We start from the raw sequence: 24,495 nt of genomic DNA, 5'->3' as shown, positions 1-24,495 counted from the left end.
GTACCCGGAATGCGCTTGCCCGGCACAGGCAAAGCTGGCTAAATGACGGCCCGGTCACCGGGGAAAACCGCGATGGAAGCCTTCTACAATTACCTGATCCACCTGCTCTCCGGCCTGGCGATGGTGGCCCTGTTCGCCGCCATCTACCTGCGCGTGACACCCTTCTGCGAGCGTGCCCTGATCCGCCAGGGCATCGTCGCGCCGGCCCTGTCGTTTGGCGGGGCGACCCTCGGCTTCTCGCTCACGGTGGCCTCCAGCATCCTGCACAACGACAGCTACCCCATGTTCGTGCTGTGGGGTGGGGCCGGCCTCGCCACCCAGGTGCTCACCTACGCGCTGCTGGCCCGGCTGCTGCCCGCGCTGCCCGACCAGCTCGCCGGCAACAACGTCGCGGCGGGGGCCTTCGCCGGCACCGTGGCGCTGGTGGTGGGCATTGTTAACGCAGCGTGCATGTCGTGATCCCGCCGGTCGACGCCGAATACGCGCGCCAGGCAATCGAGGCCAAGGCGCTGGCGCGGCGCAACGAAGCGCGGGGCAATCGGGCCCTGCTGGCGGGCGTCCTCGGCGGCATGTTGGCGGGCTTTTTGTGGGTCGTCTTCGAGCCGGACGGTGGTGCGGAGCCAGGGTCCAAGCTGTGGGTCTCCGTGGTGGCCGGTCTGCTGGTCGCGATCTACGTCCAGCTGTTCCTCACCCGCCGCAATCCGCCGCCCCAGGCGGCCTGCCCGGCCTGCGGCTACGACTGGGAGATCCGCAAGGCCTGCGAGCCCACCTGTCAGGCCATGCCGCACTGGGACAAATGCCCGGGTTGCGGTGCCTTGATGGGCGACGAGATGCTCGAAATCGCCATGGCCCGCAGCCGCGGCTACAGTGGGCTGGCGCTCGCCCGTTATCTGGATAAACAACATCAGGAGCACCCATGAGTCTCGGCGCTTTCATCAAGAAGCAGTTCATCGACGTCATCCAGTGGAACGAGGACTCCGACGGTACGCTGGCCTGGCGCTACCCGATGGAAGACTTCGAAATCCAGTATGGCGCCAGCCTCACGGTGCGCGAGTCGCAGATGGCGGTGTTCGTGAATGAGGGCCGGGTGGCCGACGTGTTCGGGCCGGGCCGCTACACCCTCACCACCCAGACCATCCCGCTGCTCACCAACCTTAAAAACTGGGACAAGCTGTTCGAGTCGCCCTTCAAGTCGGACGTGTATTTCTTCAGCACCCGCCTGCAGCTCGGCCGCAAGTGGGGCACGCCGCAGCCGGTCACGATCCGCGACAAGGATTTCGGGATGGTGCGCCTGCGCGCCTTCGGCATGTACTCCTACAAGCTGGCCGACCCGCGCAGCTTCTTCACCGAGATCAGCGGCACCCGCGAGCGCTACACGGTGGACGAGCTGGAGCAGCAGCTGCGCAACCTCATCGTCACCACGATGAGCGCCACCCTGGGCGGCGCCGACGTGCCGTTTGTGGACATGGCTGCCAACCAGATCCTGCTGTCCGACCGGATGCGGGCGGCGATGACGTCCACCTTCGAGCGTTACGGTCTGGCGCTGGACAACTTCGCCGTCGAGAGCGTCTCGCTGCCCGATGAGCTGCAGAAGGCCATCGACGCGCGCATCTCGATGGGCATGGTCGGCGACCTGGGCGACTACACCCGCTTCCAGGTGGCCCAGGCGGTTCCGCTGGCGGCCCGGAACGAGGGCGGCCTGGCCGGCGTCGGCGCCGGTCTTGCCGCGGGCGTGGGCATGGGGCAGGTGATGATGGACGCGCTGCGCGGCAGCCCCGCGCCGGCTGCTGGGTCGGCTCCCGTGGCGTCGGCGCCTGCCCCGACGGCCGACGACCCGGAAGCCCGCCTCGCCAAGCTCAAGGCCCTGCTCGACAAGGGCCTGGTGACCCAGGCCGACTACGACTCGGCCAAGGCCGAGATCATCAAGAAGCTGATCGGTTGAGCGTGCCGGCACCGCACCGCCCGCCACGGGCCTGCCTGGGCCCGGCCTGAGCATGTTCAAGCTCGCCTGCCCGTCCTGCGGCGCCGAGGTGGCCTTCCGCTCGGCCACCTCGGCGATCGCCGTCTGCGAGTACTGCCACAGCACCCTGCTGCGGGAGGCCGACGCGGTGCGCGACGTAGGCAAGATGTCGGCGGTGCTCGAGGACTACTCGCCGCTGCGGGTCGGCGTCTCCGGCGTTTATTCCGGCCGCGCCTTCACGGTGATCGGGCGCATCCAGCTGCGTTATGGCGCCGGCTTCTGGAATGAGTGGTATGTCGGCTTCGACGACGGCGGCGCCGGCTGGCTGTCGGATGCCTCCGGCCAGTACGCGCTCACCCTCGACGCCGGCCTCGCCGACGACGCGCCGCCCTTCGACCAGCTGGTGCCCGGCGGCCACTATCGGCACGACGGTGTCGACTACATCGCCGCCGACCTGCGCCGGGCCCGCTGCTGTGGCGGCGAGGGGGAGCTGCCGTTCCGGGTCGCCACCGGCTGGGAGGCGACGGTGGCCGACTACCGGCAGTCGCACCGTTTCCTGACCCTCGATTACTCCGACGGCAGCCCGCCGCGCTGCTACGTGGGCAAGGCGGTGACGCTGGCCGACCTCAAATGCCAGCTGCTGCGCGAGCCCGATGAGATCGCCCGCAGCGCCGGCCACCTGAAGGGCGCTGCCGAGGCGCTGGCCTGTCCGGCCTGCGGCGCCTCGATCGCCTGGCATCCGGGGGTCGCCGAGCAGCTCCACTGCCCGGCCTGTGCCACCCGCGTCGATGCCGGCGGCGGCACGGCGCTGGCCCTCGAGGGCGCCCGCCGCGAGGCCCAAGTCAAGACCAGCCTGGCCCTGGGCGACGCGGCCCGCATCGACGGCATCCGCTGGCTGCTCATCGGCCTGCTGCGCTGCCGGGCACAGGGCGGCGCCGACGAGTGGACCGAATACCTGCTCTACAGCGAGCGGCAGGGCTTCTTGTGGCTGGTGGAGTCCGCCGACAGCTGGGACAGGGTGAAGGTGCTCGACACATGGCCCGAGGCGGTCTCGGCCAGCGCGGTGCGTCTCGACGGCGCCGCCTTCACGCGGCTGCGGGCCTACGGCGCCGAAGTGATCCACGCCGCCGGGGCCTTCAACTGGCAGGTCAAGGTGGGCGACAAGGTGAGCCTCACCGACTACCGGGGCAGCCGCGGCATGCTCACCAGCGAGCGCAGCCCGTCGGAGCTCGGCTGGAGCCTGGCCCAGCGGGTGCCGGCGAGCACCGTGGACGGCTGGTTCGGCAAGGGCGGCAAGCTCGCCGCGGCGGCACCGGAGATCGGCACGCGGATCGCCGGCCAGCCCGACCGGGCCGCGCTGCGCCCGCCGGCCTGGGTGTTCACCGGCCTCGTGCTGCTCACCAACGTGCCCATCGCGCTGGTCGGCGGGCTCTTCAGCTGGGTGCTGATCCTGATCGCCATCGGCGTGCTGTGGCTGCCGGTGTTCACCGACTGGATGGACGACTGAGCCATGTCCCGCGGGTTTTACATCTTCTTCGCCTTCATCGTGCTGGTCTTCGTGACCCTCCTCAACCTGGAGCACGTCACCGACCGCAACGGCGGCTCCAGCCGCAGCTGGGGCAGCAGCGGCTCGTCCGGCGGGGGAGGCTGGTCGTCGGGCGGGGGCGGGCACAAGTGAGCGCCTTCCAGCCCCGCGGCCGCCACCTGCTGGCCGATTTCCACGGCGTCGCGCCCGGCCGCCTGGCCGACCCCGCCGCTATCGAGGCCTTGCTGCGCGCCGCCGCCGACGCCGCCGGCGCGACCCCGGTCGGAGGCCACTTCCATCCCTTCGGCCCCGGCCTGGGCGTCACCGGCGTGCTGCTGCTGCAGGAGTCCCACATCAGCATCCACACCTGGCCCGAGCACGGTTTTGCCGCGGTGGACGTGTTCATGTGCGGCGCCGCCCGCCCCGAGAAGGCCATCGAGGCGATTGCCGCGGCCCTGGCCGCCGGCTCGGTGGAACTGCGCGAACTCGCCCGGGGCCGGGCGGGCTAAACTGGTTTCCATCCCTTTCCCCATCACCGAATTCCCGCCATGATCCCCGTTCCCCTGGCCCAGTCCTACCGCCTCCTCAACCACGGCCCCACGGTGCTCGTGTCGTCCGCCCACGGTGGCCGGCGCAACGTGATGGCCGCGGCCTGGAACATGCCCCTCGATTTCGACCCGCCCAAGGTGGCGGTGGTGATCGACAGGACAACCTTCACCCGCGAGCTGATCGAGGCCTCCGGCGAGTTCGTGCTGGCGGTGCCCGGCCGGGCGATCGCCGCCCAGGTACTGGCGGTGGGCTCGCGCTCGGGGCGGGACGGCGACAAGTTCGCGGTCCTCGGGCTGGAGGCGCTCCCGGCCGCGCAGGTGGCGGCGCCGCTGCCGGCGGGCTGCATCGGCTGGCTGGAGTGCCGGGTGATCCCCGAGCCGCACATCCAGCAGGCCTACGACCTCTTCCTCGGCGAGGTGCTCGCCGCCTGGGCCGACCCGGCGGTGTTCAGCGCGGGGCGCTGGCATTTCGGGGGGGATGAGCAGCGCAGCATCCACTATGTGGCCGGCGGGCAGTTCTTCGCCACCGGCGACGCCTTCGACGTGAAAGGTTGAACCGCCATGGAACTACCCGTTGTCTTCGAGAGTTCACAGCTCGCCCATATCATCGAGCAGGCCATGATCTGCATGTGCGCCTGCCCGGCCCAGGTGGCGCAGGAGATCCTCAGCCTGCGGGAGCTGTACCAGTATCAGCTCGATTGCACCACCCTTCGCAAGGAGGATCTGGGTGTCCACGAGCGGATCATGCAGTCCCTGCTCGTGGTGCACGCCGAGATGGAAAAGTGCCTCGACGACGTGCTCGTCGCCGAGGGCTGGGACAAGGAAACCCTGGCGATGCCCGAGGGCCTGCGCCAGTTGCGGGACGACATGCTGGGCTAGCGGGCGGAGGGCATGTGGAGGCTGGCATGGGGGTTGGAAAAGTTTTTGCTGCGCCGCACAAAAAACGCTTGCATTTGATTTTGTTGCGGTGCAACATAACACCCATACCGAATCTTCTTCGGTGATCGCAACCCCAACCCCATGTGAGGAGATCATCATGACCGCAACCCCCGAGCAAATCGTCGCCGCCAGCAAGGCCAACGTTGAAGCCGGCCTGAAGTCCGCTTCCGCCTTCGTGACCACCGTGTTCACCGCCGCCGAGCGCGTTGCCACCCTGAACCTGGCCACCGCCCGCACCGCCTTCGACGACAGCGTCGCCTTCTCCAAGGCCGTGATGGCCACCAAGGACCCGAAGGCCCTGGCCGCCCTCAGCCTCGGCGCCATGACCCCGTCCGTCGAGAAGTCCGTTGCCTACGGCCGCAGCCTGTCCGTGATCGGCGCCGACACCCAGGAAGAGCTGACCAAGCTGGTTGAAGCCGAAGCCTCCGTGCTGGGCCAGAACTTCGATACCGCCGTCGAGGCCCTCTTCAAGAACGCCCCGGCCGGCTCCGAGTCCGCCGTCGCCGCCGTGAAGGCCGCCCTGGCCAACGCCAACTCCGCCTACGAAGGCGCCACCAAGGCCGCCAAGCAGGTTGCCGCCGCCGCCCAGGCCAGCGTCGAGAAGGCCACCGCCGTCGCCGTCGAGAACGTCGAAAAGGGTGCCAAGGCTGCCGCCTCCGCCCTGAAGGTTGCCTGACAGGCACATGAACCTGCCCGGTAGCCCGGCCCCCCAGTCCGCTGCGGGGGGGGCGACGCTCCGGCGAGTTTGCGGATCACCCCCGCCGGAGGTGATCCGGAAAGGCCCTTCGGGGCCTTTCTGCATTTCTGGAGTCTGCCGATGAGCCGTCGCAAGTCCCCCGTGCTGGCCGCCCTGTTCAAACTCACCCGGGCCGGCGTGCGCCAGTCGGCGCGCATCGGCCGGGCGGCGACCCGCCAGGGCGTGGAGGCCGGCGGCAAGCTGGCCGAGCAGGCCGGGCGCGTGCTGTCGGCGGTGGCCACCCCCACCGACGCGCCGGGCGCGGTGGCGGGCGGGCGCTGGTATGAGGGGCGCTGGGGCCTCGGGCCGCTCGCCCTGCGGCGCTGGCGGCTGTTCGTCCCGGTGGGCGCGACGGCCAGGAAGCCCTTGCCGCTGCTGGTGCTGCTCCACGGCTGCGCCCAGGACAGCGCGGCCTTCGCGGCCGTCACCCGCGCGGCCGTGGTGGCCCGCGCCCACGGCTTCGCGGTGCTGCTGCCCGAGCAGGGCCAGGACGCCAACCCCCAGCGCTGCTGGAACTGGTTCGGCAGCGAGGCGCGGGTCGGGCTGGAGACGCAGACCCTGATCGCCCTCATCGACCACGTCGTGCAGACCCACCCCCGGGTCGGCGGGCCGTTGTTTGCCCTCGGCCTGTCGGCCGGCGGGGCGATGGCGCTGACCCTGGCCCTGCGTCACCCGGAGCGCTTCTGCGCGGTGGGTAGCCACTCCGGGGCCGCGCCGGCCAGCGCCCGCACGCCCCTGCAGGCCGGCCAGGCGATGCGCGGCCGCCGCTCCCCCGATGCCGAGGCGATCGCCCTGCGCCTCGCCGGGCGTCGCCTGCCGCCCTTGCTGCTGATCCACGGCGATCGCGACCCGGTAGTGGCCTTCGACAACGCCGAGGCCGCCGCGGCGCTGTGGCTGGACCTGCTCCCCGCGGGGGCACGGGTCCGGGAGACGGCCGGGGCGATCCGCCGGGGCCGCCGGCGCAGTGTCGCCCGCCGCGACTGGAAGTGCGGCCGCCGGCTGGTCGTGCGCCAGCTCCGCGTGGAGGGCCTGGGGCACGCCTGGAGCGGCGGTGCGGCCGGCCAGGCCTTCTCCGACCCCGGCGGGCCCGATGCCCTGCGCCTGGCCTGGCAGTTCTTCGAGACGGCGATGGAACAAGCGGCGGCGGCGCCCGTCTGACTCCCTTTGCCCGGAGAAAAGCCCATGCCCGATTCGACCTCCGCCCGGCTGCACGACCGCGCCGCCGGTGCCCTGCTGGGCGCCTTCATCGGCGATGCGCTCGCCCTCGGCCCCCACTGGTACTACGACCTCGACGAACTGCGGGCCGACTACGGCGACTGGATCACCGGCTACACCGATCCGCGGCCCGGCCGCTACCACGCCGGCCTCAAGGCCGGCCAGCCGTCCCAGGCCGGCGTGCTGCTGGCCCTGACCCTGCGCTCGCTGGTGGAGCGGGGCGGCTACGACGAGGCGGACTTCTGCCGCCGAATGGACGAGGAGTTCTTTCCGCTGCTCGACGGCACGCCGATGGCCGGGCCCGGCGGCTACACCAGCCAGTCGATCCGCGAGGCGTGGCGCGCGCGGGTGGTGGACGGCCTGCCGTGGGGCCAGGCCGGCGGCAGTGCCGACACCACCGAAGCGGCCGAGCGGACCCTCGCCATCGCGGTGCGCTACGCCCTCGACCCGGCCGCCCTCGCCGACGCGGTGACCCGCAACTGCGTGCTCACCCAGACCGACGGCACCGTGGTGGCGATGACGGTGGCCTTCGGCGCGGTGCTGGGCATGCTGGTGGAGGGGCACCCGCTGGACGGGGAGATCTCCGCGAAGCTGATGGCGCGGGTCAAGCAGGGCGCGCTGCCCTTCCACACCGTCACCCGCGGCAGGCTCGAGGCGCCGGCGCCCGGTGCGGCCGAGGCCCCGCTGGCGGGGCGTTTCCCGTCGCCGGACGCGCTGCTCGGCCCGTCCTGCATGGCCCGCGCGGCCCACGACCCGGACGTGCGCATCGAGCCGGCCTGGAAGGTGTCGCTGGTGTACGGCATGCCCTGCGCGGTGTATCACCAGTTCCCGGCGGCCTACTACCTCGCCGCCCGCTTTGCCGGTGATTTCGAGTCGGCGGTGCTGCACGCGGTCAATGGCGGCGGGCAGAACCTCGCCCGGGCCATGCTTGCCGGCGCGCTGGTGGGGGCCCAGGTGGGCCTCTCCGGCATCCCGGCCCGCTTCATCGACGGGCTGGCCGATGGCCCGGCGCTGGTCGCGCTGGCCCGCCGGCTGGCGGCCCAGCTGGCAACACCCGGGACCGCCTAGCAGCGCCCCTTCTTGGCCTGGCCCGGCGGGCAGTGGCCGTGGTCATGGTCGTCGTGACCCCGCGGGGCGCAGCGGCCGCGGAAGTCCTTGCGCCCTTCGTAGCGGTGGCAGTTGTCACGCCACCAGGCTTCGTCGCGCCAGCGGCCGCCGTCCCAGTAGCGGCCGCTCCGGTCCCGGTCGCCGATGTAGAGCGACACGCCGGGGGCGTTGATGGAGAGGTCGACGTCGATGGCGACGGCGGGCGTCGCGCTGCCCAGCGTGAGTAGAACGAGGGGCAGGAGGAAGGTCTTGCGCATGATGAACCTCATGAGTGTTGCGATAATCCGGAATGATAGAGTGACGTGACAGGCGATTCCCGGCGACGACAGCCTGTCAGGCTGGCGGGCCGGGCTTGTCGGGCCGCTCCGGGCGCCTCGCCCCTCGTGGGACGCGGCCGGGTTTTCCGGCGCCTGCGCGTCCCCATCCTGTGACATGCGCCAGGCGGCTTGCCGCCCTCGAGGAGAAAGCATGGCGATCATTTTCGCAAAGACGACCAAGGGCCACGCCGAGATCGAAACCCGCTCCGGTGCGCTCAGCCCGCGGGTCCGGCGGGTGTTGATTTTTGTCGATGGCAAGCGCCCGGTCGAGGAACTGCGCAACATGCTGCACTACGACGACCTCCAGCACACCCTCGGCCTGCTCGAGGAGGATGGCTTCATCGAGATGGTCGGGATCAGCGGGGCCGGCGGGAGCCCCCTGCCGCCGGACGCCGCCCCGCCGTCCGGCGTCTTCCGCCTGCATCCGCCCGGCGACGACCCGCTGCGCCTGCAGCAGGCCCGCAACTTCATGCTCAACACCCTCAACGCCTTCGTCGGTGCGCTGGGCACCAGCTCGCTGCAGGACCGCATCGCGGCGGCCCGCAACCCGGCGGAGATGCGCCTGCTGTTCGACGAGTGGTATCACGCCATCGTCAGCTCCCGGGACGGGCGCCGGCAGGCGGAACACCTGCGCGGCAAGCTGCTCGAGGTGATCTGATCCCGCCCCCGGCCGGGCGCGCCTTGGTGGCCGCCTTGCCGCAGGTCAAGTACCGGCGCGTCGCCGCGGGCTAAGCTGGGGCCCATGAACGACGATCCCGATCTTGCCGCCCCGGGCCGAAGCACCGCGGTCATCGCCGAGGCGCTGTACCTCGCCAACCTGATGCTCATCCCCGGGCTGGGCTTTCTCGTGCTGCTGGTGCTGTGGTGGCGGCAGCGGGGCCAGGCGCCGGAGCTCGCCCGCGGCCACCTGCGCCAGACCGTGGCGGCCAGCCTGTGGGCGGGGGGGCTGCTGGTGGCGGCCAACGTCGCGATCATCCTGCTCGGTGGCTACGACTCGGCCTGGACCTGGATCGTCGTGGTGCTCTATTTCACGACCTGCCACTCGACCCTGATCTTCTGCGGCGCCATCGGCCTGTCCCGGGCGCTGGCCGGCAAGCCCTTCCGGTTTCCCCTCATCGGGCCGCGCTGATGGCGGACCGGCGGATCATCCCGATCAGCGCGCTGGCCGCCGCGCCGGAGGCCTCCCGCCAGCGCCTGCGCCGCTGGACCCAGGCCGCCTTCTTCGCGTTCTTCGTGCTGGCTCCGGTCTTCAACGTGCTGCGTTACGACCTGCCCGCCGGCCATGCCTGGCTGCTGGGCTTCGCGTGGCATGCCGGGCTGGACGACCTCCTGTGCGTGTCGAAGGTGGCCGCCCTGGGGGCGATCGGGCGGATCTTCGGGCGGGTGATCCTGCCGCTGTTCGCCCTGGGCGGTGCGCTGATGTGGGCGGCCTGGCGCTGGGGGCGCATCTACTGCGGCTGGCTGTGCCCGCATTTCTGGGTGGTGGAGCTGATCAACGAATGCATGCGCCGCGCCGGCGGCCGGCCCACCCTGTGGGAGCCGCGCCCCTTGCCCCTGCGGCGGCCCGACGGCCGGACCATCGTGCCGGATCGCCGCTGGTGGCTGGTGGCGGCGCTGCTGGCGGTCGGCTGCGCCCTCGTGTGGGCCGTCGTCACCCTGACCTACCTGTTGCCGCCGGCCCAGGTGTATGGCGACCTGCTGGCCGGCCGTCCGTCCCGCGGCGAGGGGCTGTTCATCGCGGTGTTGACGGGGCTGCTGGCCCTGGAGTTCTTCTTTGCCCGGCATCTCTTCTGCCGCTTTGCCTGCTCGGTGGGGGTGTTCCAGAGCCTGGCCTGGATGGCCAACCGGGCGGCGCTGGTGGTGGGTTTCCGGCGCGAGCGCGGGGCCGAGTGCGCCAGCTGCGACAGCGCCTGCGATCACGCCTGCCCGATGCGGCTGCGCCCGCGCAACATCAAGCGGGCGATGTTCACCTGCACCCAGTGCGGGCTGTGCGTGGCGGCCTGCGAGACCACCCAGCGCGACAACCCCCGCGGGCCCCTGCTGCACTGGGTCGGCGGCGCGGCGGCGCGGGACAACGAGGCGGCCTTCCGCGCACCCCGATTCGAGAGGAAAGATCCATGACCGGTTTCAACGACTTCGCCATCGCCCGCGCCCTGCACGTGTTCTCGGTGCTGATCTGGATCGGCGGGGTGGCCTTCGTGACCCTGGTGCTGCTGCCCGCCTGCCGCGATCTGGCCGCGCCGCGGGAGCAGCTCGCCCTCTTCGAGCGCCTCGAGCACCGCTTTGCCCCGATCGCCCGGTGGACGGTGCTGCTGGCGGGCCTCTCCGGCCTGTGGCTGACCTGGCGGCTGGGGGCGTGGGAGCGCTTTGCCGACCCGCTGGGCTGGTGGTGGATGCACGGGATGGTGGCCGTGTGGTCGCTCTTTGCGCTGATGCTCTTCGTGCTCGAGCCCTTCGTGCTCCCGCGCCTCTTCGCCCGGCTCGCCGAGCGCGACCCGGAGGCGCTGATGGCCCGCGTCCAGCGCCTGCACCGGGTGCTCCTCGCGGCGAGCCTGCTGGTGGTGCTCGGCGCGGTGGCGGGGAGCCACGGCGGCTGGCGTTTCTGAGGCGGGGCAAGCCGGGTTTATCCCCGCCGGCGGGGGGCAGGCCTGTGGATAAGCTGTGAAGGGGGCTTTCAAGTGTTTTATCTGCAAGGGTTTTTCGTGCCTGCCTAAAAATTGGGCAGGCGCGGGCGCCGCGGTGGGGTTTGCGGGTGAGGCTCAACCCGGCTACACGGGGGCCGTTAGATAAGCGGTGCAAACGCGGCCTGCGCCCGGGCAGACGGCCCGGGCTGTCAGCGTTGCCAGAGGAGAACCCGTCAATGCAGCGCTACACCCTCACCGAGTACGCCGACGCCTCCCGGGAGACGCGGGCGGTTTACGACGATTTCATGCGCACCACCGGCGCCACCGAGGTGCCGATCTGGCTGAAGAGCCTCGGCCACAGCGCGCCGCTGGCCCGCGCCTACTGGGAGCGGGCGAGGGGCACCCTGTTCGCGGGCAACCTGCCCCTGCCGCTGAAGGAGATGATCGTCTTCGTGGTGTCGGCCCGCAACGGCGCCCGCTATTGTTCGGCCTGCCATGCCCAGAACGTGCTCAGCCTCGACAAGACGCTGGCCTTCGACGACCTCAGGGATTTGGTCAGCGCCAGCGACGGCTTCAAGCTGCCGGCCTACTACCGCGCCGTGGTGGCGTTTGCCGGCAAGGTCGCCGACGACCCCAACTGCCTGGACGACGCCGACTTCGAGGCCCTGATGGATGAGGGCTTCAGCCGGGAGGAGATCTGCGAGATCATAGCGGTGATCGACATGGCGACCATGTTCAACGTCTATACCAGCAGCCTGCGTCTGGATCTCGATCCGAACTACCGCGCCATTCTCTGAGCCGGGCTGAAAGGGAGTCCGCTGATGCCCCAGGGTGAACACTGGAACGCGCCGGCCGTCCAGCAACTGGCGCGCTACGAGGGCCTCGTCCGCCTTTTCGAGGACATCCAGCACGTCAGCGACATCGGGCAGATCGCCCGGCGGGTGGCCACCCAATGGAAATACTTCGCCAACGTGGCCGCCTGGCGGATGGTGCTGCCCGACGAGGAGGGCTTCCTCGTCATCGACAGCTTCCGCGGCGAGGCCACGTTGAGCCGGGTCGAGGCGCTGGCACCGTGGGATGACCACCACTGGCAGCTGCAGCGGCCGAGCCTGATCCGCCTGTCCGGGCCACCCGGGCGCATCCCGCCGCCGGCCTTCCTGGCGGGGGCGGGGATCACCGAGATCGAGGTGCTGCCCATCCTCCGCGCCGAGCACTGCATCGCCCTGGTGGCCGTGGCAGCGCGGCACGAGCCCTTCAACGAGCTCGACAAGAAATTCGTCCGGATCTTCGGCGGCCATCTGGCCGACCGGCTCCATGGCCTGCTGCGGAGCAGCCGCGCGACCCGCCTGCTCCGCGAGCGCGAGCAGCGCTACCGCAACCTCGCCGAGAACTCCGTCGACTGGATCTGGAGCCTCGACGCCGGCGGCCACCACACCTACACCAACGACCGCGGCCTGCGCCTGCTGGGCCTCTCCCGCGAGGCGCTGGGAAAGGCCGATTTCACCGCGCTGGTGCACCCCGATGACCACCCGCGGGCGCTGGCCCTGTTCCGGCGCGCCTTCGAGACACGCCAGGGCTGGTCGAACGAGCTGCTCCGCTGGCGGCTCGCCGACGGCAGCTACCGCACCCTGGAGTCCAACGCCTCGCCGGTCTTCGACGCCGGGGGCGAGATGATCGGCCTGCAGGGGGTGGATCGGGACGTCACCGAGCGCATCGCCGCCGAGATCGAGCTCAAGCGCCACCGGGACCACCTGGAGGAGCTGGTGGTGGCGCGCACGGTCGAGGTGTCCCTCGCCAAGGAGGCGGCCGAGGCGGCCAACCGGGCCAAGAGCACCTTCCTGGCCAACATGAGCCACGAGCTGCGCACGCCGATGAGCGCCATCATCGGGCTCACCGACCTGGCCCTGCGCCGGGCCACCGACCCCAAGCTGCGGGACCAGCTCGGCAAGGTCGCCCGGGCCTCCCACCAGCTGCTGGGGCTCATCAACGACATCCTTGATCTTTCCCGCATTGAGGCCGAGCGGCTGACCCTCGAACAGACCGATTTCCGGCTCGGCGAGGTGATCGACAACCTGACCGGCCTGGTCGCCGTAAAGGCCGCCGAGAAGGGCCTCGCGCTGCGCATCGACCTGCCCGACGGGCTCGGCCGCCTGGCGCTGCGTGGCGACCCCCTGCGCCTGGGGCAGGTCCTGATCAACCTCACCGGCAACGCGGTCAAGTTCACCCCCCACGGCAGTGTCGTGGTGCGCGGGCGACGGCTGGAGACGGAAGGGGAGCGCGTGCGGCTGCGCTTCGAGATCGAGGACACCGGGGTCGGCATCGCCGCCGACGACCAGAAGCGCCTGTTCACCGCCTTCGAGCAGGCGGACGCCTCGATGACCCGCCGCTTCGGCGGGACGGGCCTGGGGCTGGCGATCAGCAAGCGGCTGGTGGCGATGATGGGCGGCGAGGTGGGTGTCACCAGTACGCCCGGGCTGGGCAGCACCTTCTGGTTCACGGTGTGCCTCGGAAAAGGCGTCGCCGCCGCGCCCGTCCCCGCAGCCGGGCTCTCCGCCGAGGCCCGCCTGCGTGGCGAACATGCCGGCGCGCGCATTCTGGTGGTGGAGGACGAGCCCCTCAACCGCCTGGTCGCCGGGGGCCTGCTCGAAGCCGCCGGCCTGGCGGTGGACATGGCCGAGGACGGGCAGCAGGCCGTCGAGATGGTGCCGGCCGGCCGCTACGACCTGATCCTGATGGACATGCAGCTGCCAGTGCTCAACGGCCTCGACGCGACACGGGCGATCCGGCGCCTGCCGGACGGGGCCGTGGTGCCCATCGTGGCGATGACCGCCAACGCCTTCAGCGAAGACCGCGCGGCCTGCCTGGCCGCCGGCATGAACGACCACATCGCCAAGCCCATCGATCCCGACCGCCTCTTCGAGGTCCTGCTCGACTGGCTGGCGCCCCGGCGCTGAGGCCCGGCCTCAGCTGGAGCAGCTCACCGCCAGCCCCGCGGCCCAGTCCGGCGGCGGGGCGGCGAAGCGCTCGTGGGCCGGCTGCAGCGTGAACGGCCGCGACAGGCAGTCGAGCACCGCTTCCACCTCGCTGAAGTCGCCCGCCCGGGCGGCGCGGATGGCCGCTTCGGCGATCCAGTTGCGCAGCACGTAGCGCGGGTTGACCGCGTCCATCGCCGCCTGCCGTTCGGCGTCCGGCCGGCCCTCGGCGCCCAGGCGGGCACGCCACAGGGCGAGCCAGGCGTCGGCGGCCTCGCGGTCGACGAACAGATCCCGCACCGGGGCGTCGGCGGCGGGGCTGTCGCCGGCCAGCGCCGGGAGCTGGCCGAGGTGGCGGAAGAACAGCGTGAAGTCGGGGTGGTGGCGCTGGAGCAGCCCGAAGGTCTCGCCGATGAAGTCCTCGTCGCCGGGCAGCCGGCGGGCCAGGCCGAGCTTGGCGCCGAAATGGGCCATGAAGCTGTCCTCGAAGGCCGGCACGTAGCTCTCCTCGATGGCCGCCTGCACGGTGTCGGGATCGCCGACCAGCGAGGCCAGCGCCTGGCCGAGGGCGTAGAGGTTCCAGTGGCCGATCTGGGGCTGGGCCCGGTAGCTGTAGCGGCCGTGCTCGTCGGAGTGGTTGCAGATGTGGCCGGCGTCGAAGGCGTCCATGAAGCCGAAGGGGCCGTAGTCCAGCGTGAGGCCGAGGATGGACATGTTGTCGGTGTTCATCACCCCGTGCATGAAGCCGACCGCCTGCCAGTGGGCGATCAGCTCGCCGGTGCGCCGGCCCACGTCGCGCAGCAGGGCCTCGTAGGGGTTGGCGGCGTCGCGGCAGGCGGGGCGGAAGCGGTCGATCACGTAGTCGGCCAGCTGGCGCAGCTCGGCGGCCTTGTTGCGGGCGGCCCAGTGCTCGAAGGAGCCGAAGCGGATGAAGCTGGGGGCGAGGCGGGTGACGACGGCGGCGGTCTCGACGGTCTCGCGGCGCACCGGGGCGTTGGAGCCGACCACGCACAGGGCGCGGGTGGTGGGCACGCCGAGGGCGGCCATCGCCTCGGAGCACAGGAACTCGCGGATCGACGAGCGCAGCACCGCGCGGCCGTCGGCGAAGCGGGAGTAGGGGGTCTGGCCGGCGCCCTTCAGCTGGATCTCCCAGCCGGAGCCGGCGGCGGCGATCTCGCCGAGCAGGTGGGCGCGCCCGTCGCCGAGCTGGCCGGCCCACACGCCGAACTGGTGGCCGGAATACACCGCCGCCAGCGGCTCGCTGCCGGGCATCAGCAGGTTGCCGGCGAACACCTGGGGAAACTCCGGCCGGGCCAGCTCGGTGGCGTCGAGGCCGATCAGCGCCGCGGCGCCCGGGCTGGCCGCGACCAGGTAGGGCTCGGGCAGCGGCTCCGGGGGCAGGCGGGTGTAGAAGGCGGCGGGCAGCCGCGCGAAGGCGTTGTCGAAGGGCAGGGTCTCGAGGGTCGGCATGGTGGCGGGGCGGGAAGGGGCGGAGGTGGCGTCCAAATCCGACTAAAACACTATGGTAATGGTTCCCGGCCCGCCGGTGGCGGGTTCGATGGGCCGTCACCCGGCCCGGCCCCGCCGGCTCAGGGGCTGGCCGGGACTTCCCGCGGGAGCCGGATCTCGAATTCGGCCCCGCCCTGGGGGCGGTTGCGGGCGGTGATCGAGCCCCGGTGGCCGAACACGATCTCCTGGCAGATGGCGAGCCCCAGCCCGGTGCCGCCGGCGCCGGTCTTGGTGGCGCTGCTCTGCACGAACTTGTCGAAGATGCGCTTCTCCTCGCCCGGCGGGATGCCCACGCCCTCGTCGCCGATGGTCATGGCGAGCGCTTCGTGTTCGCCCAGCATCGCGTCGCGGTAGCTGACGGTGATGGTGCTGCCCTCCGGCGAGAACTTGACCGCGTTGGAGAGCAGGTTCTGCACCACGTGGAGGATCTGGGTGGGGTCGATGGCGGCGACGGTGCTGGCGCTCCGGCGGTCGATGGCAACCTTGAGGCCGCGGTTCTCGAGCACCGCGGAGAGGTCGTTCTGGACCCGCTCCACGACCACCGCCAGGTCGGCGCGGCGGAGATCGAACTGCACCCGCCCGGCCTCGAGCTTGGACAGGGACAGCAGGTCGTCCACCAGCCGGGAGAGGCGGTTGCCGCTCTGGTGGATGCGGTCGAAGTAGTCGCGGATCTTGTCTTCCGGCACCTTGCCCAGGCGGGTCAGCCCGAGGCTGGCGTAGGACAGGATGCCGTGCAGCGGCGTGCGGAACTCGTGGGACATGTTGGTCAGGAACTCGCTCTTGAGCTGGTTGGCCCGCTCGGCGGCTTCCTTGGCCTGGATCAGGTCGGCCGTCTGGGCCGCGACGAGCTCGGAGAGATGGTCCCGGTGGTCGAGGAGCTCGGCCTCGATGGCCTTGCGGGCCGAGATGTCCTTGGTGGTGCCCCGGTAGCCGAGGAAGGTGCCGTCGGGGCCGAAGCGGGGTTTGCCGGAAGCGCTGAACCAGCTGACCCCCAGGACCTTGGATTCGACCCGGTATTCGAAGTCGCGAAACTCCCGCTGCTCGGCGATGGCCTGGCGGTAGGCGGCCCACTTTTCGATGTCGGCGAAGTCCTCGGCCGCCGCGAAATCCTCGCGCTTGCGGCCGTGGACCACGTCGATTAGCTGGCGGCCGGTGCGGTCCGCGCCGACGAAGGCCGAGAAGCGCATCTCGGCGTCGGTCTCCCAGAACCAGTCGGACGACACTGCCGAGTAGTCGCGGAAGCGCTGCTCGCTGTCCTTGAGGGCCTGCTCGCGGGTGCGCAGGGCGGTGATGTCCGAGCCGACGATCACCGCGCCGTCGAGCTTGCCGCTGGGGCTGTACAGCGGCGTGGCGCGCAGCATGAAGTGCCGCGAGCCGACTCCTGGTTGCCGGCTGGCCATGCAGGTCTCGAGCTCGAGCCCGTCCTGCTGAAGGATGGTCCGGAACAGCACGGTGCCGGGGGCGAAGCTGGGCGAGGCGGCCTGCAGCGGAGCGAGAGCCTCGGGCATCAGCAGGCTGTCGGGGGAGCGCCCGACCAGCACCCCCGGGGCGATGCCGAGACTGCGCTGGAAGGCCGCGTTGGCGCGGCTGATGTTGCCGAAGCGGTCCACCACAAGCAGCAGGCTGTCCATGGTCTCCATCACGTTGCCGATGAAGGCGCTGAGGCGGGTCTGCTCGGCGTTGCGCTCCTCGAGCTGGCGCGACTTGGCGGTGACCTCGGCGACCATCGTGTCCATCATCTCGGTGACGGTGCTGACCTGCTGCTCCAGGCTGGCCTTGGCCTCGCGCAGGGCCTCGACCTCCGCCTGCAGACGCTCGATCTCGTTGCCGAAGCGGGTCATCGCCAGGCTTCCCGGATGTGCGCGGCGGCCTCGTCGAGCCGCGCCGCGACGCTGGCCGACAGGCCGGGCGAGAAGGGCGCCACCCGGGCCGCCTCGACGCCGACCAGGCGGATCTGCGGCAACTGGTCGAGGGCCGCCGGCAGCAGCGCCAGCAGGGCCCCCAGGCCGGCGCCGTGGAAGCCGGCGGCGGCCTCGGCGCGGGCCGCGTCGGCGGCGAAGTCTGCCGGGTCGAGGGCGTGCAGCGACCCGGCCGGGCCGAAGCCGCGCAGCGCGTCGACGACGATGGCCTGCCCGCAGCCCTCGAAGCAGCCGATCGCCGCCAGCCCGGCGATGTCGGCCCGGAGCAGGCGCACGTGCTCCGGCACCGGGGCGGCGGCGAGGCGGGCGTGCACGGCGGGGCCGAAGCCGTCGTCGCCGTGCAGCTCGTTGCCGAAGCAGATCACGTGGATGCGCTCACACGCCATAACGGTGGCGCTCTCCGCGCTGGACGAAATGCACCGTGCACACCAGGCAGGGGTCGTGGGAGCGCACGATGTGGCCGATCTCGATCGGGTCGGCCGGGTCGGCCAGCTCCAGGCCGATCACGCTCTGCTCCCAGTGGCCGTGGCGGCCGGCGCTGTCGCGGGGCGAGGCGTTCCAGGAGGTCGGGGTGACGATCTGGTAGCGGCTGATGCGCCCGCCGCTGACCTGCAGCCAGTGGCCGAGGGTGCCCCGGGCGGCCTGCACGAAGCCGTAGCCCTCGCCCTCGTCGAGGGCGTCGGCGGCGGGCGGGAGGTAATGGGGCGTGCCGACTTCGCGGCGGAGGTCGGCCAGGTGGGCTTTCATGAAGTGCAGGGTGAGGCTGGTGCGGCGCAGCCGGGCGAACTGGCGCAGCCAGGCGTTGGGGCCTTCGCGGGCCTGCAGGTCGCGGATCAGGGCGTCGCCGCCGGTGAGCAGGTCGGCCAGCGGGCCGGTCTCGACCACCTGCTCGCCGTAGCGGGGGGGCCTTGGCCCAGGTGTAGCGGTCGGTATCGGGCTGGTAGTCGGGCACCGTCTCGCCCTCGAAGGGGTGCCGCCCGCCCGGGTAGGGGCGATACCAGGAGTGGCGCACGTGCTCGTTGATGTGTTCCGGCGCGAAGGGGTCGAGCTGGCCGCCGTCGGCATGGTAGAGCCCGCCGGGGAGCAGGCTGGGGGTGTCGGAGTAGGGCGGCTGCCAGCGCTGCGGGTCGTGCCAGCTGCCGGCGCTCAGGAAATGGCGGGCGCCGGCGCCGATGTGCTGCAGGCCGATGGCGCGGGCGAAGCGGGTGAGCAGGCCGACCGCGCTGGCGGCGTGGGCGGGCTTCTCCAGCCACGCGAAGAAGGCGTCGCCGCCGGCGAGGGCGAGCCAGTTGTCGAGGCTGTCGCCGATGACGTCGCGCTCGTAGATCTCGATGACCTGGTCGACGATGTCCTCGCAGTCGATGATGTCGCGGGCGGTGGCGCCCCGGGTGATGCCGCCGGGCAGCATGTAGGACGAGTGGGGCCACTGGCCGCCGAACAGGGCGACCAGCTCGACCACCTTGCGGCTGGCGGTGAGGGCGCTGCGCACCACGCGACCCTTGAGCGGCGCGAAGGCCGCCTCGATGTCGGCGGACAGGGGCTGGCCGGCGTAGCGCGGGTGCACGAAGTCGGGAGTGAAGAACAGGAAGCTCTGGCGCAGGTCGCTCTGCACGTTCTCGGCCATCAGGCACAGGTTGCGCACCAGCGTGGCGTGGGGCGTGACCGGCAGGCTGGCCAGGCGCTCCAGGGCCAGGGCCGCGGCGTACAGGTGGGCGGTGCCGCAAATGCCGCACACCCGCGGCGTGATCACCAGGCCGTCTTTCGGGGCGCGGCCGATCAGGAGCTGCTCGAAGCCGCGGAACAGGGTGCCGATGCAGCGGGCGTCCACCACCCGGTTGCCGTCGAGGTCCACCTGGAACTCCAGGTCGCCTTCGACGCGGTTGAGGTCGATGTCGAGGGTGACGCGCGCCATGCTCAGGGCTCCATCTCGCGGTTCTTGACGCGCTTGGGCGCGGCCGCGTGGGCGAGGTTCTTGTAGGCCAGGTAGTGGGCCCGGGAGACGCCGAGGGGCAGCTTGACGGGCACCGCGCCGAGTTTTTCGGTGCGGAACAGGTCGCCGTCCCGGGGGAAGTCGGGGGAGGTGCAGCCGAAACAGGGCACGCCGGCGCGGGGCTTGCTGCTGCGCCGGTTCCACAGCTCGCTGTTGCAGTTGGCGAGGGTGCCGGGCCCCTGGCAGCCGAGGTTGAAGAACAGGCAGCCGCGGCCGCCGAACTCGGTCTCCTCGAGGTCGTACTCGTGGTATTCGTTGCGGGTGCAGCCCTGGTGCACCGTCGAGCCGTAGAAAGCCCGCGGCCGGTTGAGGGCGTCGAGCTCGAGGGGCTGGTCCTCGGCCAGCAGGGCCAGGCTGCGGGTGATGGTGGTGGGGTGGGTCGGACAGCCGGCCAGGTTGATCACCGGCAGGCCGGCCTTCGAGCGCCAGTCCGGCCCGAGCAGCCCGCCGGGGCGATCGCGCTCGAACTGCAGCCCGGTGCAGTCGGTGGGGTTGGGCGGCGCAGCGGGGATGCCGCCGAAGGCCGAACAGCTGCCCACCGCCACCAGATAGCGGGCGTGGGGGGCGAGGGCCTTCACGATGTCGATCTTGGCCCGGCCGCGGTAGCTGTCGAACATGCCGGTGCCGAAGGGGCCGGTGATCAGGCTGCCCTCGATGCACAGGATGTCGAGGGCCTGCTCGCCGGCCTCGATGCGGGCGATGAGCGCCGCCAGCCCGCCGGGCGGCGTGGCGCTGAGGGACGGGTGCCACAGGATGTCGAGCTGGCCCTGGCGGACCATCGATTCGACCGAAGGGCTGTCTGCGCACAGCAGCGACATCGTGTCGCCGCTGCAGGCGCCGGTTTGAAGCCAGAGCAGGGTGGCCATGCTTGATTCCTCCTGCGGACCGTCAGGGCCGCCGTGGGCAGCGCGGAGCCCGGGCTCCGGGGGGTGTTCATTATTTTACGTCATCCCGGGGCGCTGCTTGAGCCGGACGGCATCAGCTGCCCCGCGGCTGGGTCGACCGGCTGGTGCCGGTGACCACGCCGGCCGCGTCGAAGTGGATGTTGAAGAACACGTCGGCGCTGAATTCGGGGGGCAGGCGCCAGTCCCACACCTCCTCCTTCTTCAGCGCGAACTTCTGCACCGAGCGCGGCTTGCCGAGCAGGCGGCGCACCTGGTCGCGGGTCCAGCCGGGCTGGACGCGGGCGAAGTTCTGCGGCGTCAGCACGTTCTCGAGGCTGACCAGGATGTTGTCCGCCCCGATCGTGGCCATGAAGCACTCGGTGCCCTCCGGCTGGCGGGTGTATTCCCAGGTCACGCTGCCGTCGTCGTTGCGCCACTCGAGGCCCGGCTTGCCGAGCCGGTCGCGCACCTCGTAGCCGGTGGACACGCCGGGCTTGAGATCCTTCATGTTGACCGCGTCGCAGCTGGCCAGGCCGAGCACCGCCAGCGCGCCGAGCAGCAGGGAGAGCAGCTTGCGCATGATTCATCCTTTTTATGGGCCGGCGCCGGGCCTGCCCGTTTTCCGCCAAAAGGGCCGGCCTTGGTTACAATCGCTCGACTTACCGGCCGGGCCCCGCGGCCCATTCTGGCACGAACGCCCCTTGCGGAGGATGAGCACTTGAAACGACACGCACTGGCAATGGCCCTGGCGGGCCTGACGATGACGGCGAGCACGGCCGCGATGGCCGATGTGGTGGTCAAGCTGGGTTTTGCCGGCCCGCTGACCGGCCCGGTCTCCCACCTCGGCAAGGACGAGCAGTTCGGCGCCCAGCTGGCCCTCGACGACGCCAATGCGAAGGGCGTGGTGCTGGGCGGGCAGAAGGTGCGCTTCGAGCTGGTGGCCGAGGACGACCAGGCCGACCCGCGCACCGCCACCACCGTGGCCCAGCGCCTCGTGGACGCGGGCGTCCGGGGCGTGGTCGGCCACGTGACCTCCGGTGCGGCGATCCCGGCCTCGCGCATCTACGAGCAGGCCGGCGTGCCGTCGATCACCCCGTCGGCGACCAGCCCCAAGCTTACCCAGCAGAAGTTCAGGACCACCTACCGGGTGATCGCCAACGACATGCAGCAGGGCGCGGCGATGGCGCGTTTTGCCACCGATGCCCTCAAGGCCACCCGCATCGCGGTGATCGACGACCGCACCGCCTACGGCCAGGGCCTCGCCGACGCGCTGGTGGACAACCTCAAGCGCCTCGGCGTGACGCCGGTGGGGCGCGAGTTCACCAACGACAAGGCCACCGACTTCTCGGCCATCCTCACCCGCCTGAAGGCCGCCAGGCCCGACGCGATCTTCTATGGCGGCATGGACGCCCAGGGCGCGCCGCTGCTGCGCCAGATGAAGCAGCTCGGCGTCGGCGCCAAATTCCTCGGCGGCGACGGGGTGTGCACCACCGAGATGATCAAGCTCGCCGGCCCGGCGATCAGCGCCGACGTGTTCTGCACCCAGGCCGGCATCCCGATGGACCGCATGCCCGCCGGCAAGGGCTTCAACGAGCGCTTCACCAAGCGCTTCAACGTTCCGGTGCAACTCTACGCCCCCTACAGCTACGACGCCGCCAGTGCCCTGCTCGAGGCGATGAAGCTGGCCGACTCGGCCGACCCGGCCCGCTACCTGCCGCTGCTCCAGAAGGTCAGCTTCAAGGGCGTCACCGGCGCGGTGGCCTTCGACGCCAATGGCGACATCCGCGAGGGCGGCGTGGCCCTGTACCAGTACCAGTCCGGCAAATGGCAGGTGCGGCCCTGATCGACCCGGTCAAAGTGGCGCCAGAATTGCTAGAGAGCACTGCCCCGTTCCAACCAGAGGAGGAAAACCCATGAAATACAGCCTTGTCGCCCTCGCCGTGCTCGGTCTTGGTGCATCGGCCGCCCAGGCCCAGGAAGTCGTCAGGATCGGCGCCACCGCGCCCCTCACCGGCACCCAGGCCCACCTGGGCAAGGACATCGAGAACGGCGTCCGCCTCGCCCTCGAGGACTACAACGCCAAGGGCGTGACCCTGGGCGGCAAGAAGGTGAAGTTCGAGGTCATGGCCGAGGACGACGCCGCCGACCCGAAGACCGCCACCACCGTGGCCCAGCGCTTCGTCGACGCGGGCGTCAAGGGCGTGGTCGGCCACCTCAACTCCGGCGCCTCGATCCCCGCCTCGCGGATCTACAACGAGGGCGGCATCCCGCAGGTCTCGCCGGCCTCCACCAACCCCAAGCTCACCCAGCAGGGCTTCAAGGCCACCTTCCGCACCATCGCCAACGACGTGCAGCAGGGCCTGGGCATCGGCAAGTTCGCGGCCACCAGCCTGGGCAAGAAGGTGGCGGTGATCGATGACCGCACCGCCTACGGCCAGGGCCTCGCCGACGAGGTCGACAAGGCCGTCAAGGCGAGTGGCGGTACCGTGGTGACCCGCGAATTCACCAGCGACAAGGCCACCGACTTCCTCGCCATCCTCACCCGCATCAAGGCCAAGGCGCCGGACGTGATCGTGTACAGCGGCATGGACGCCCAGGGCGGCCCGATGCTCAAGCAGATCAAGCAGCTCGGCATCAACGCCAAGTTCATCACCGGCGACGGCGGCTGCACCGGCGAGATCATCAAGCTGGCCGGCGACGCCATCGGCCCCAACGCCTACTGCACCCAGCCGGGCCTGCCCCTCGACAAGATGCCGGGCGGCAAGGACTTCAACGCCCGCTTCAAGAAGCGCTTCAACGCCGACGTGCAGATCTACGCCCCCTACGCCTACGACGCCGCCTCGGCGATCGTCGAGGCCATGAAGGCCGCCAACTCGTCCGACCCGGCCAAGTACGCCGCCCACATCGGCAAGGTGAACTTCCCCGGCGTGATCGGCACCGTCGCCTTCGACGCCCGCGGCGACATCCGGGATGGCGCCGTGACGGTCTATCAGTTCAAGGCCGGCAAGTGGGAGCCGGTGCACTAAGGCAGTCCTAGCTTCCGTGCAGGGGCGGCGCCGGCCGCCCGCGGTGCCTGAGCCGGAGCAGCCTCCGGAAGCCAGCGCCCGCGGGTGGGCGGGCCTGCCCCCGCCTCCCTCCACCCTTTCCCGCCCCTCCCCATGGAAACCCTTCTCCAGCAAGCCGTGAACGGCCTCGTCGTGGGCAGCGTGTATGCGCTGATCGCCCTCGGCTACACGATGGTCTACGGCATCCTCGGCCTCATCAACTTCGCCCACGGCGACGTGCTGATGGTCGGCGCCCTGGTCGCCCTCGAGGCGATCCGTCTGCTCCAGATTTACGCCCCCGAACTCGGGCTGGTGCCCACCCTGCTCGCCGGCCTGTCGGTGTCGGTGGTGGTGTGCATGCTCCTCGGCTACACCATCGAACGCACCGCCTACCGCCGCCTGCGCAACGCGCCGCGGCTGGCCCCGCTGATCACCGCCATCGGCGTGTCCTTTTTGCTGCAGACCGTCGCCATGATCATCTGGGGGCGCAACTACCACTCCTTCCCTCAGCTGGTGTCCACCGAGCCCCTCGAGCCCATCGCCGGAGTCTTCATCACCCCGGTGCAGATCTCGATCCTGGCCGTGTCGGCCACGCTGATGGTGGCCCTGGTGCTGCTGGTCAACAAGACCCGCCTCGGCCGCGCGATGCGCGCTACCGCCGAGAACCACAAGGTGGCCAGCCTGATGGGCGTCGACACCAACAAGATCATCGCCGCGACCTTCATCATCGGCTCGGCGCTGGCGGCGGTGGCCGGCGTGATGTTCTCGTCCAACTACGGCACCGCCCACTACGCGATGGGCTTCATCCCCGGCCTCAAGGCCTTCACCGCGGCGGTGCTCGGTGGCATCGGCAACCTGGGTGGCGCGATGCTCGGCGGGCTGGTGCTCGGCCTCGTTGAATCCATCGGCGCCGGCTACATCGAGGACCTCAGCTTCGGCTTCCTCAACTCCAGCTACCAGGACATCTTCGCCTTCATCATCCTCGGCATCGTGCTCATCTTCCGGCCCACCGGGCTGCTGGGCGAGCGGGTGGCGGACCGGGCTTGAGGTGACGACCCCCACGCTCACTGCGTTCGCGGAGGGCCGGCTTTGCACGGCCGGCCCGTTCGGCAGGCGCAGCGCAGTGCGCTGCGAATTCCCTGCCTTACCCCCCCGAGGGGGCGCGGGACTCCCTTGGGGCGGCCCGGCGGAAGTCCCGGTTATCTC

The 24,495-nt window shown here is 70.9% G+C and carries 27 protein-coding genes and 1 pseudogene; 20 read left to right on the top strand and 8 right to left on the bottom strand.

From position 1 onward, the window contains the following. The first annotated feature begins 72 nt into the window (after positions 1-72). The 11 genes from ACE3OU_RS00985 to ACE3OU_RS00935 all read left to right on the top strand — a co-directional run bounded on the left by ACE3OU_RS00985 (position 73) and on the right by ACE3OU_RS00935 (position 7,991). Complete coding sequence (locus ACE3OU_RS00985) at positions 73-459, top strand: DUF350 domain-containing protein (protein ID WP_374239662.1); 387 nt, start codon at positions 73-75, stop codon at positions 457-459. After that, a complete protein-coding gene (locus ACE3OU_RS00980; RefSeq protein WP_374239661.1) occupies positions 447-920 on the top strand; it encodes a hypothetical protein in 474 nt (157 codons plus the stop codon). The genes ACE3OU_RS00985 and ACE3OU_RS00980 overlap by 13 nt, the downstream gene beginning before the upstream one ends. Further along, positions 917-1,942, top strand: a complete 1,026-nt coding sequence (locus ACE3OU_RS00975) for an SPFH domain-containing protein (protein ID WP_374239660.1) — start codon at positions 917-919, stop codon at positions 1,940-1,942. Before ACE3OU_RS00980 ends, ACE3OU_RS00975 begins: the two co-directional genes overlap by 4 nt. A 52-nt stretch (positions 1,943-1,994) precedes the next feature. Continuing rightward, positions 1,995-3,467 (top strand): DUF4178 domain-containing protein, encoded by a 1,473-nt coding sequence (locus ACE3OU_RS00970; RefSeq protein ID WP_374239659.1) that lies wholly within the window; start codon positions 1,995-1,997, stop codon positions 3,465-3,467. 3 nt (positions 3,468-3,470) lie between these two features. After that, entirely contained in the window at positions 3,471-3,638 is a 168-nt protein-coding gene (locus ACE3OU_RS00965) for a SelK/SelG family selenoprotein (RefSeq protein ID WP_374239658.1), read from the top strand. Beyond that, positions 3,635-3,994 carry an adenosylmethionine decarboxylase gene (speD, locus tag ACE3OU_RS00960; protein ID WP_374239657.1) on the top strand — a complete coding sequence of 120 codons (360 nt, stop codon included), beginning with the start codon at positions 3,635-3,637 and terminating at the stop codon, positions 3,992-3,994. The genes ACE3OU_RS00965 and speD overlap by 4 nt, the downstream gene beginning before the upstream one ends. A 39-nt stretch (positions 3,995-4,033) precedes the next feature. Continuing rightward, entirely contained in the window at positions 4,034-4,588 is a 555-nt protein-coding gene (locus tag ACE3OU_RS00955; protein ID WP_374239656.1) for a flavin reductase family protein, read from the top strand. 6 nt (positions 4,589-4,594) lie between these two features. Continuing rightward, on the top strand, positions 4,595-4,912 hold the full coding sequence (locus ACE3OU_RS00950; RefSeq protein WP_374239655.1) for a hypothetical protein: 318 nt from the start codon (positions 4,595-4,597) through the stop codon (positions 4,910-4,912). A 157-nt stretch (positions 4,913-5,069) separates the two neighbouring features. Beyond that, a complete protein-coding gene (locus tag ACE3OU_RS00945) occupies positions 5,070-5,648 on the top strand; it encodes a phasin family protein (RefSeq protein WP_374239654.1) in 579 nt (192 codons plus the stop codon). A gap of 141 nt (positions 5,649-5,789) precedes the next feature. Continuing rightward, positions 5,790-6,866, top strand: coding sequence for a PHB depolymerase family esterase (locus tag ACE3OU_RS00940; protein WP_374239653.1), 1,077 nt, complete (start codon positions 5,790-5,792; stop codon positions 6,864-6,866). A gap of 24 nt (positions 6,867-6,890) precedes the next feature. Next, entirely contained in the window at positions 6,891-7,991 is a 1,101-nt protein-coding gene (locus ACE3OU_RS00935) for an ADP-ribosylglycohydrolase family protein (RefSeq protein ID WP_374239652.1), read from the top strand. Here the strand turns inward: ACE3OU_RS00935 and ACE3OU_RS00930 are convergent. Then, positions 7,988-8,287, bottom strand: a complete 300-nt coding sequence (locus ACE3OU_RS00930; protein WP_374239651.1) for a DUF2502 domain-containing protein — start codon at positions 8,285-8,287, stop codon at positions 7,988-7,990. The genes ACE3OU_RS00935 and ACE3OU_RS00930 overlap by 4 nt on opposite strands. Positions 8,288-8,498: 211 nt before the next feature. Between ACE3OU_RS00930 and ACE3OU_RS00925 the strand changes: the two genes are divergently transcribed. The 6 genes from ACE3OU_RS00925 to ACE3OU_RS00900 all read left to right on the top strand — a co-directional run bounded on the left by ACE3OU_RS00925 (position 8,499) and on the right by ACE3OU_RS00900 (position 13,925). Next, on the top strand, positions 8,499-9,005 hold the full coding sequence (locus ACE3OU_RS00925; protein ID WP_374239650.1) for a hypothetical protein: 507 nt from the start codon (positions 8,499-8,501) through the stop codon (positions 9,003-9,005). 84 nt (positions 9,006-9,089) lie between these two features. After that, positions 9,090-9,476, top strand: coding sequence for a hypothetical protein (locus ACE3OU_RS00920; protein ID WP_374239649.1), 387 nt, complete (start codon positions 9,090-9,092; stop codon positions 9,474-9,476). Beyond that, on the top strand, positions 9,476-10,468 hold the full coding sequence (locus ACE3OU_RS00915) for a 4Fe-4S binding protein (RefSeq protein ID WP_374239648.1): 993 nt from the start codon (positions 9,476-9,478) through the stop codon (positions 10,466-10,468). Before ACE3OU_RS00920 ends, ACE3OU_RS00915 begins: the two co-directional genes overlap by 1 nt. Next, positions 10,465-10,953: a hypothetical protein gene (locus ACE3OU_RS00910; RefSeq protein WP_374239647.1), complete on the top strand. Its 489-nt coding sequence runs from the start codon at positions 10,465-10,467 to the stop codon at positions 10,951-10,953. The genes ACE3OU_RS00915 and ACE3OU_RS00910 overlap by 4 nt, the downstream gene beginning before the upstream one ends. A gap of 254 nt (positions 10,954-11,207) precedes the next feature. Then, positions 11,208-11,768: a carboxymuconolactone decarboxylase family protein gene (locus ACE3OU_RS00905; protein ID WP_374239646.1), complete on the top strand. Its 561-nt coding sequence runs from the start codon at positions 11,208-11,210 to the stop codon at positions 11,766-11,768. Positions 11,769-11,792: 24 nt separating this feature from the next. Next, complete coding sequence (locus tag ACE3OU_RS00900) at positions 11,793-13,925, top strand: response regulator (protein WP_374239645.1); 2,133 nt, start codon at positions 11,793-11,795, stop codon at positions 13,923-13,925. A 9-nt stretch (positions 13,926-13,934) separates the two neighbouring features. Here ACE3OU_RS00900 and ACE3OU_RS00895 read toward each other — a convergent pair whose 3' ends face one another. From ACE3OU_RS00895 to bamE, 7 genes and pseudogenes are all read right to left on the bottom strand, one after another. Then, entirely contained in the window at positions 13,935-15,449 is a 1,515-nt protein-coding gene (locus ACE3OU_RS00895) for a YdiU family protein (RefSeq protein WP_374239644.1), read from the bottom strand. A gap of 83 nt (positions 15,450-15,532) precedes the next feature. Continuing rightward, positions 15,533-17,293, bottom strand: coding sequence for an ATP-binding protein (locus ACE3OU_RS00890; protein ID WP_374239643.1), 1,761 nt, complete (start codon positions 17,291-17,293; stop codon positions 15,533-15,535). Beyond that, on the bottom strand, positions 17,290-17,757 hold the full coding sequence (locus ACE3OU_RS00885) for a hydrogenase maturation protease (protein WP_374239642.1): 468 nt from the start codon (positions 17,755-17,757) through the stop codon (positions 17,290-17,292). Before ACE3OU_RS00885 ends, ACE3OU_RS00890 begins: the two co-directional genes overlap by 4 nt. After that, positions 17,747-18,256, bottom strand: a complete 510-nt coding sequence (locus ACE3OU_RS00880) for a nickel-dependent hydrogenase large subunit (RefSeq protein ID WP_374239641.1) — start codon at positions 18,254-18,256, stop codon at positions 17,747-17,749. The genes ACE3OU_RS00885 and ACE3OU_RS00880 overlap by 11 nt, the downstream gene beginning before the upstream one ends. 82 nt (positions 18,257-18,338) lie before the next feature. Continuing rightward, a pseudogene (locus ACE3OU_RS00875) lies at positions 18,339-19,283 on the bottom strand (nickel-dependent hydrogenase large subunit); the annotation flags it as partial. 2 nt (positions 19,284-19,285) lie between these two features. Then, positions 19,286-20,227 carry an NADH:ubiquinone oxidoreductase gene (locus ACE3OU_RS00870; protein WP_374239640.1) on the bottom strand — a complete coding sequence of 314 codons (942 nt, stop codon included), beginning with the start codon at positions 20,225-20,227 and terminating at the stop codon, positions 19,286-19,288. A gap of 112 nt (positions 20,228-20,339) precedes the next feature. Then, a complete protein-coding gene (gene bamE, locus ACE3OU_RS00865; protein WP_374239639.1) occupies positions 20,340-20,825 on the bottom strand; it encodes an outer membrane protein assembly factor BamE in 486 nt (161 codons plus the stop codon). A gap of 138 nt (positions 20,826-20,963) precedes the next feature. On the opposite strand from bamE, the gene ACE3OU_RS00860 reads away from it, so the two are divergent. From ACE3OU_RS00860 to ACE3OU_RS00850, 3 genes are all read left to right on the top strand, one after another. Next, positions 20,964-22,088: a branched-chain amino acid ABC transporter substrate-binding protein gene (locus tag ACE3OU_RS00860; protein ID WP_374239638.1), complete on the top strand. Its 1,125-nt coding sequence runs from the start codon at positions 20,964-20,966 to the stop codon at positions 22,086-22,088. Positions 22,089-22,158: 70 nt separating this feature from the next. Further along, the gene (locus ACE3OU_RS00855; RefSeq protein ID WP_374239637.1) at positions 22,159-23,271 is read left to right on the top strand and encodes a branched-chain amino acid ABC transporter substrate-binding protein; all 1,113 of its coding nucleotides are present in this window, start codon (positions 22,159-22,161) and stop codon (positions 23,269-23,271) included. A gap of 132 nt (positions 23,272-23,403) precedes the next feature. Then, entirely contained in the window at positions 23,404-24,336 is a 933-nt protein-coding gene (locus ACE3OU_RS00850) for a branched-chain amino acid ABC transporter permease (protein ID WP_374239636.1), read from the top strand. The last annotated feature ends 159 nt before the right edge of the window (positions 24,337-24,495 follow it).

Origin of the sequence: Zoogloea sp. (assembly GCF_041908905.1) — a bacterium.
GTDB lineage: Bacteria > Pseudomonadota > Gammaproteobacteria > Burkholderiales > Rhodocyclaceae > Zoogloea.
Note: the sequence above shows the minus strand (reverse complement) of the source record. Positions and strands in the feature narration are given on the sequence as shown.

What these genes read in the sequence shown, in the direction of transcription:
- ACE3OU_RS00955 (WP_374239656.1), top strand. Translation starts at nt 4,034, where the DNA reads ATGATCCCCGTTCCCCTGGCCCAGTCCTACCGCCTCCTCAACCACGGC.
- ACE3OU_RS00885 (WP_374239642.1), bottom strand. Translation starts at nt 17,757, where the DNA reads ATGGCGTGTGAGCGCATCCACGTGATCTGCTTCGGCAACGAGCTGCAC.
- ACE3OU_RS00935 (WP_374239652.1), top strand. Translation starts at nt 6,891, where the DNA reads ATGCCCGATTCGACCTCCGCCCGGCTGCACGACCGCGCCGCCGGTGCC.
- ACE3OU_RS00930 (WP_374239651.1), bottom strand. Translation starts at nt 8,287, where the DNA reads ATGCGCAAGACCTTCCTCCTGCCCCTCGTTCTACTCACGCTGGGCAGC.
- bamE (WP_374239639.1), bottom strand. Translation starts at nt 20,825, where the DNA reads ATGCGCAAGCTGCTCTCCCTGCTGCTCGGCGCGCTGGCGGTGCTCGGC.
- ACE3OU_RS00985 (WP_374239662.1), top strand. Translation starts at nt 73, where the DNA reads ATGGAAGCCTTCTACAATTACCTGATCCACCTGCTCTCCGGCCTGGCG.
- ACE3OU_RS00900 (WP_374239645.1), top strand. Translation starts at nt 11,793, where the DNA reads ATGCCCCAGGGTGAACACTGGAACGCGCCGGCCGTCCAGCAACTGGCG.
- ACE3OU_RS00905 (WP_374239646.1), top strand. Translation starts at nt 11,208, where the DNA reads ATGCAGCGCTACACCCTCACCGAGTACGCCGACGCCTCCCGGGAGACG.
- ACE3OU_RS00855 (WP_374239637.1), top strand. Translation starts at nt 22,159, where the DNA reads ATGAAATACAGCCTTGTCGCCCTCGCCGTGCTCGGTCTTGGTGCATCG.
- ACE3OU_RS00925 (WP_374239650.1), top strand. Translation starts at nt 8,499, where the DNA reads ATGGCGATCATTTTCGCAAAGACGACCAAGGGCCACGCCGAGATCGAA.
- ACE3OU_RS00910 (WP_374239647.1), top strand. Translation starts at nt 10,465, where the DNA reads ATGACCGGTTTCAACGACTTCGCCATCGCCCGCGCCCTGCACGTGTTC.
- ACE3OU_RS00945 (WP_374239654.1), top strand. Translation starts at nt 5,070, where the DNA reads ATGACCGCAACCCCCGAGCAAATCGTCGCCGCCAGCAAGGCCAACGTT.
- ACE3OU_RS00915 (WP_374239648.1), top strand. Translation starts at nt 9,476, where the DNA reads ATGGCGGACCGGCGGATCATCCCGATCAGCGCGCTGGCCGCCGCGCCG.
- ACE3OU_RS00870 (WP_374239640.1), bottom strand. Translation starts at nt 20,227, where the DNA reads ATGGCCACCCTGCTCTGGCTTCAAACCGGCGCCTGCAGCGGCGACACG.
- ACE3OU_RS00975 (WP_374239660.1), top strand. Translation starts at nt 917, where the DNA reads ATGAGTCTCGGCGCTTTCATCAAGAAGCAGTTCATCGACGTCATCCAG.
- ACE3OU_RS00970 (WP_374239659.1), top strand. Translation starts at nt 1,995, where the DNA reads ATGTTCAAGCTCGCCTGCCCGTCCTGCGGCGCCGAGGTGGCCTTCCGC.
- ACE3OU_RS00965 (WP_374239658.1), top strand. Translation starts at nt 3,471, where the DNA reads ATGTCCCGCGGGTTTTACATCTTCTTCGCCTTCATCGTGCTGGTCTTC.
- ACE3OU_RS00950 (WP_374239655.1), top strand. Translation starts at nt 4,595, where the DNA reads ATGGAACTACCCGTTGTCTTCGAGAGTTCACAGCTCGCCCATATCATC.
- ACE3OU_RS00940 (WP_374239653.1), top strand. Translation starts at nt 5,790, where the DNA reads ATGAGCCGTCGCAAGTCCCCCGTGCTGGCCGCCCTGTTCAAACTCACC.
- ACE3OU_RS00920 (WP_374239649.1), top strand. Translation starts at nt 9,090, where the DNA reads ATGAACGACGATCCCGATCTTGCCGCCCCGGGCCGAAGCACCGCGGTC.
- ACE3OU_RS00850 (WP_374239636.1), top strand. Translation starts at nt 23,404, where the DNA reads ATGGAAACCCTTCTCCAGCAAGCCGTGAACGGCCTCGTCGTGGGCAGC.
- ACE3OU_RS00890 (WP_374239643.1), bottom strand. Translation starts at nt 17,293, where the DNA reads ATGACCCGCTTCGGCAACGAGATCGAGCGTCTGCAGGCGGAGGTCGAG.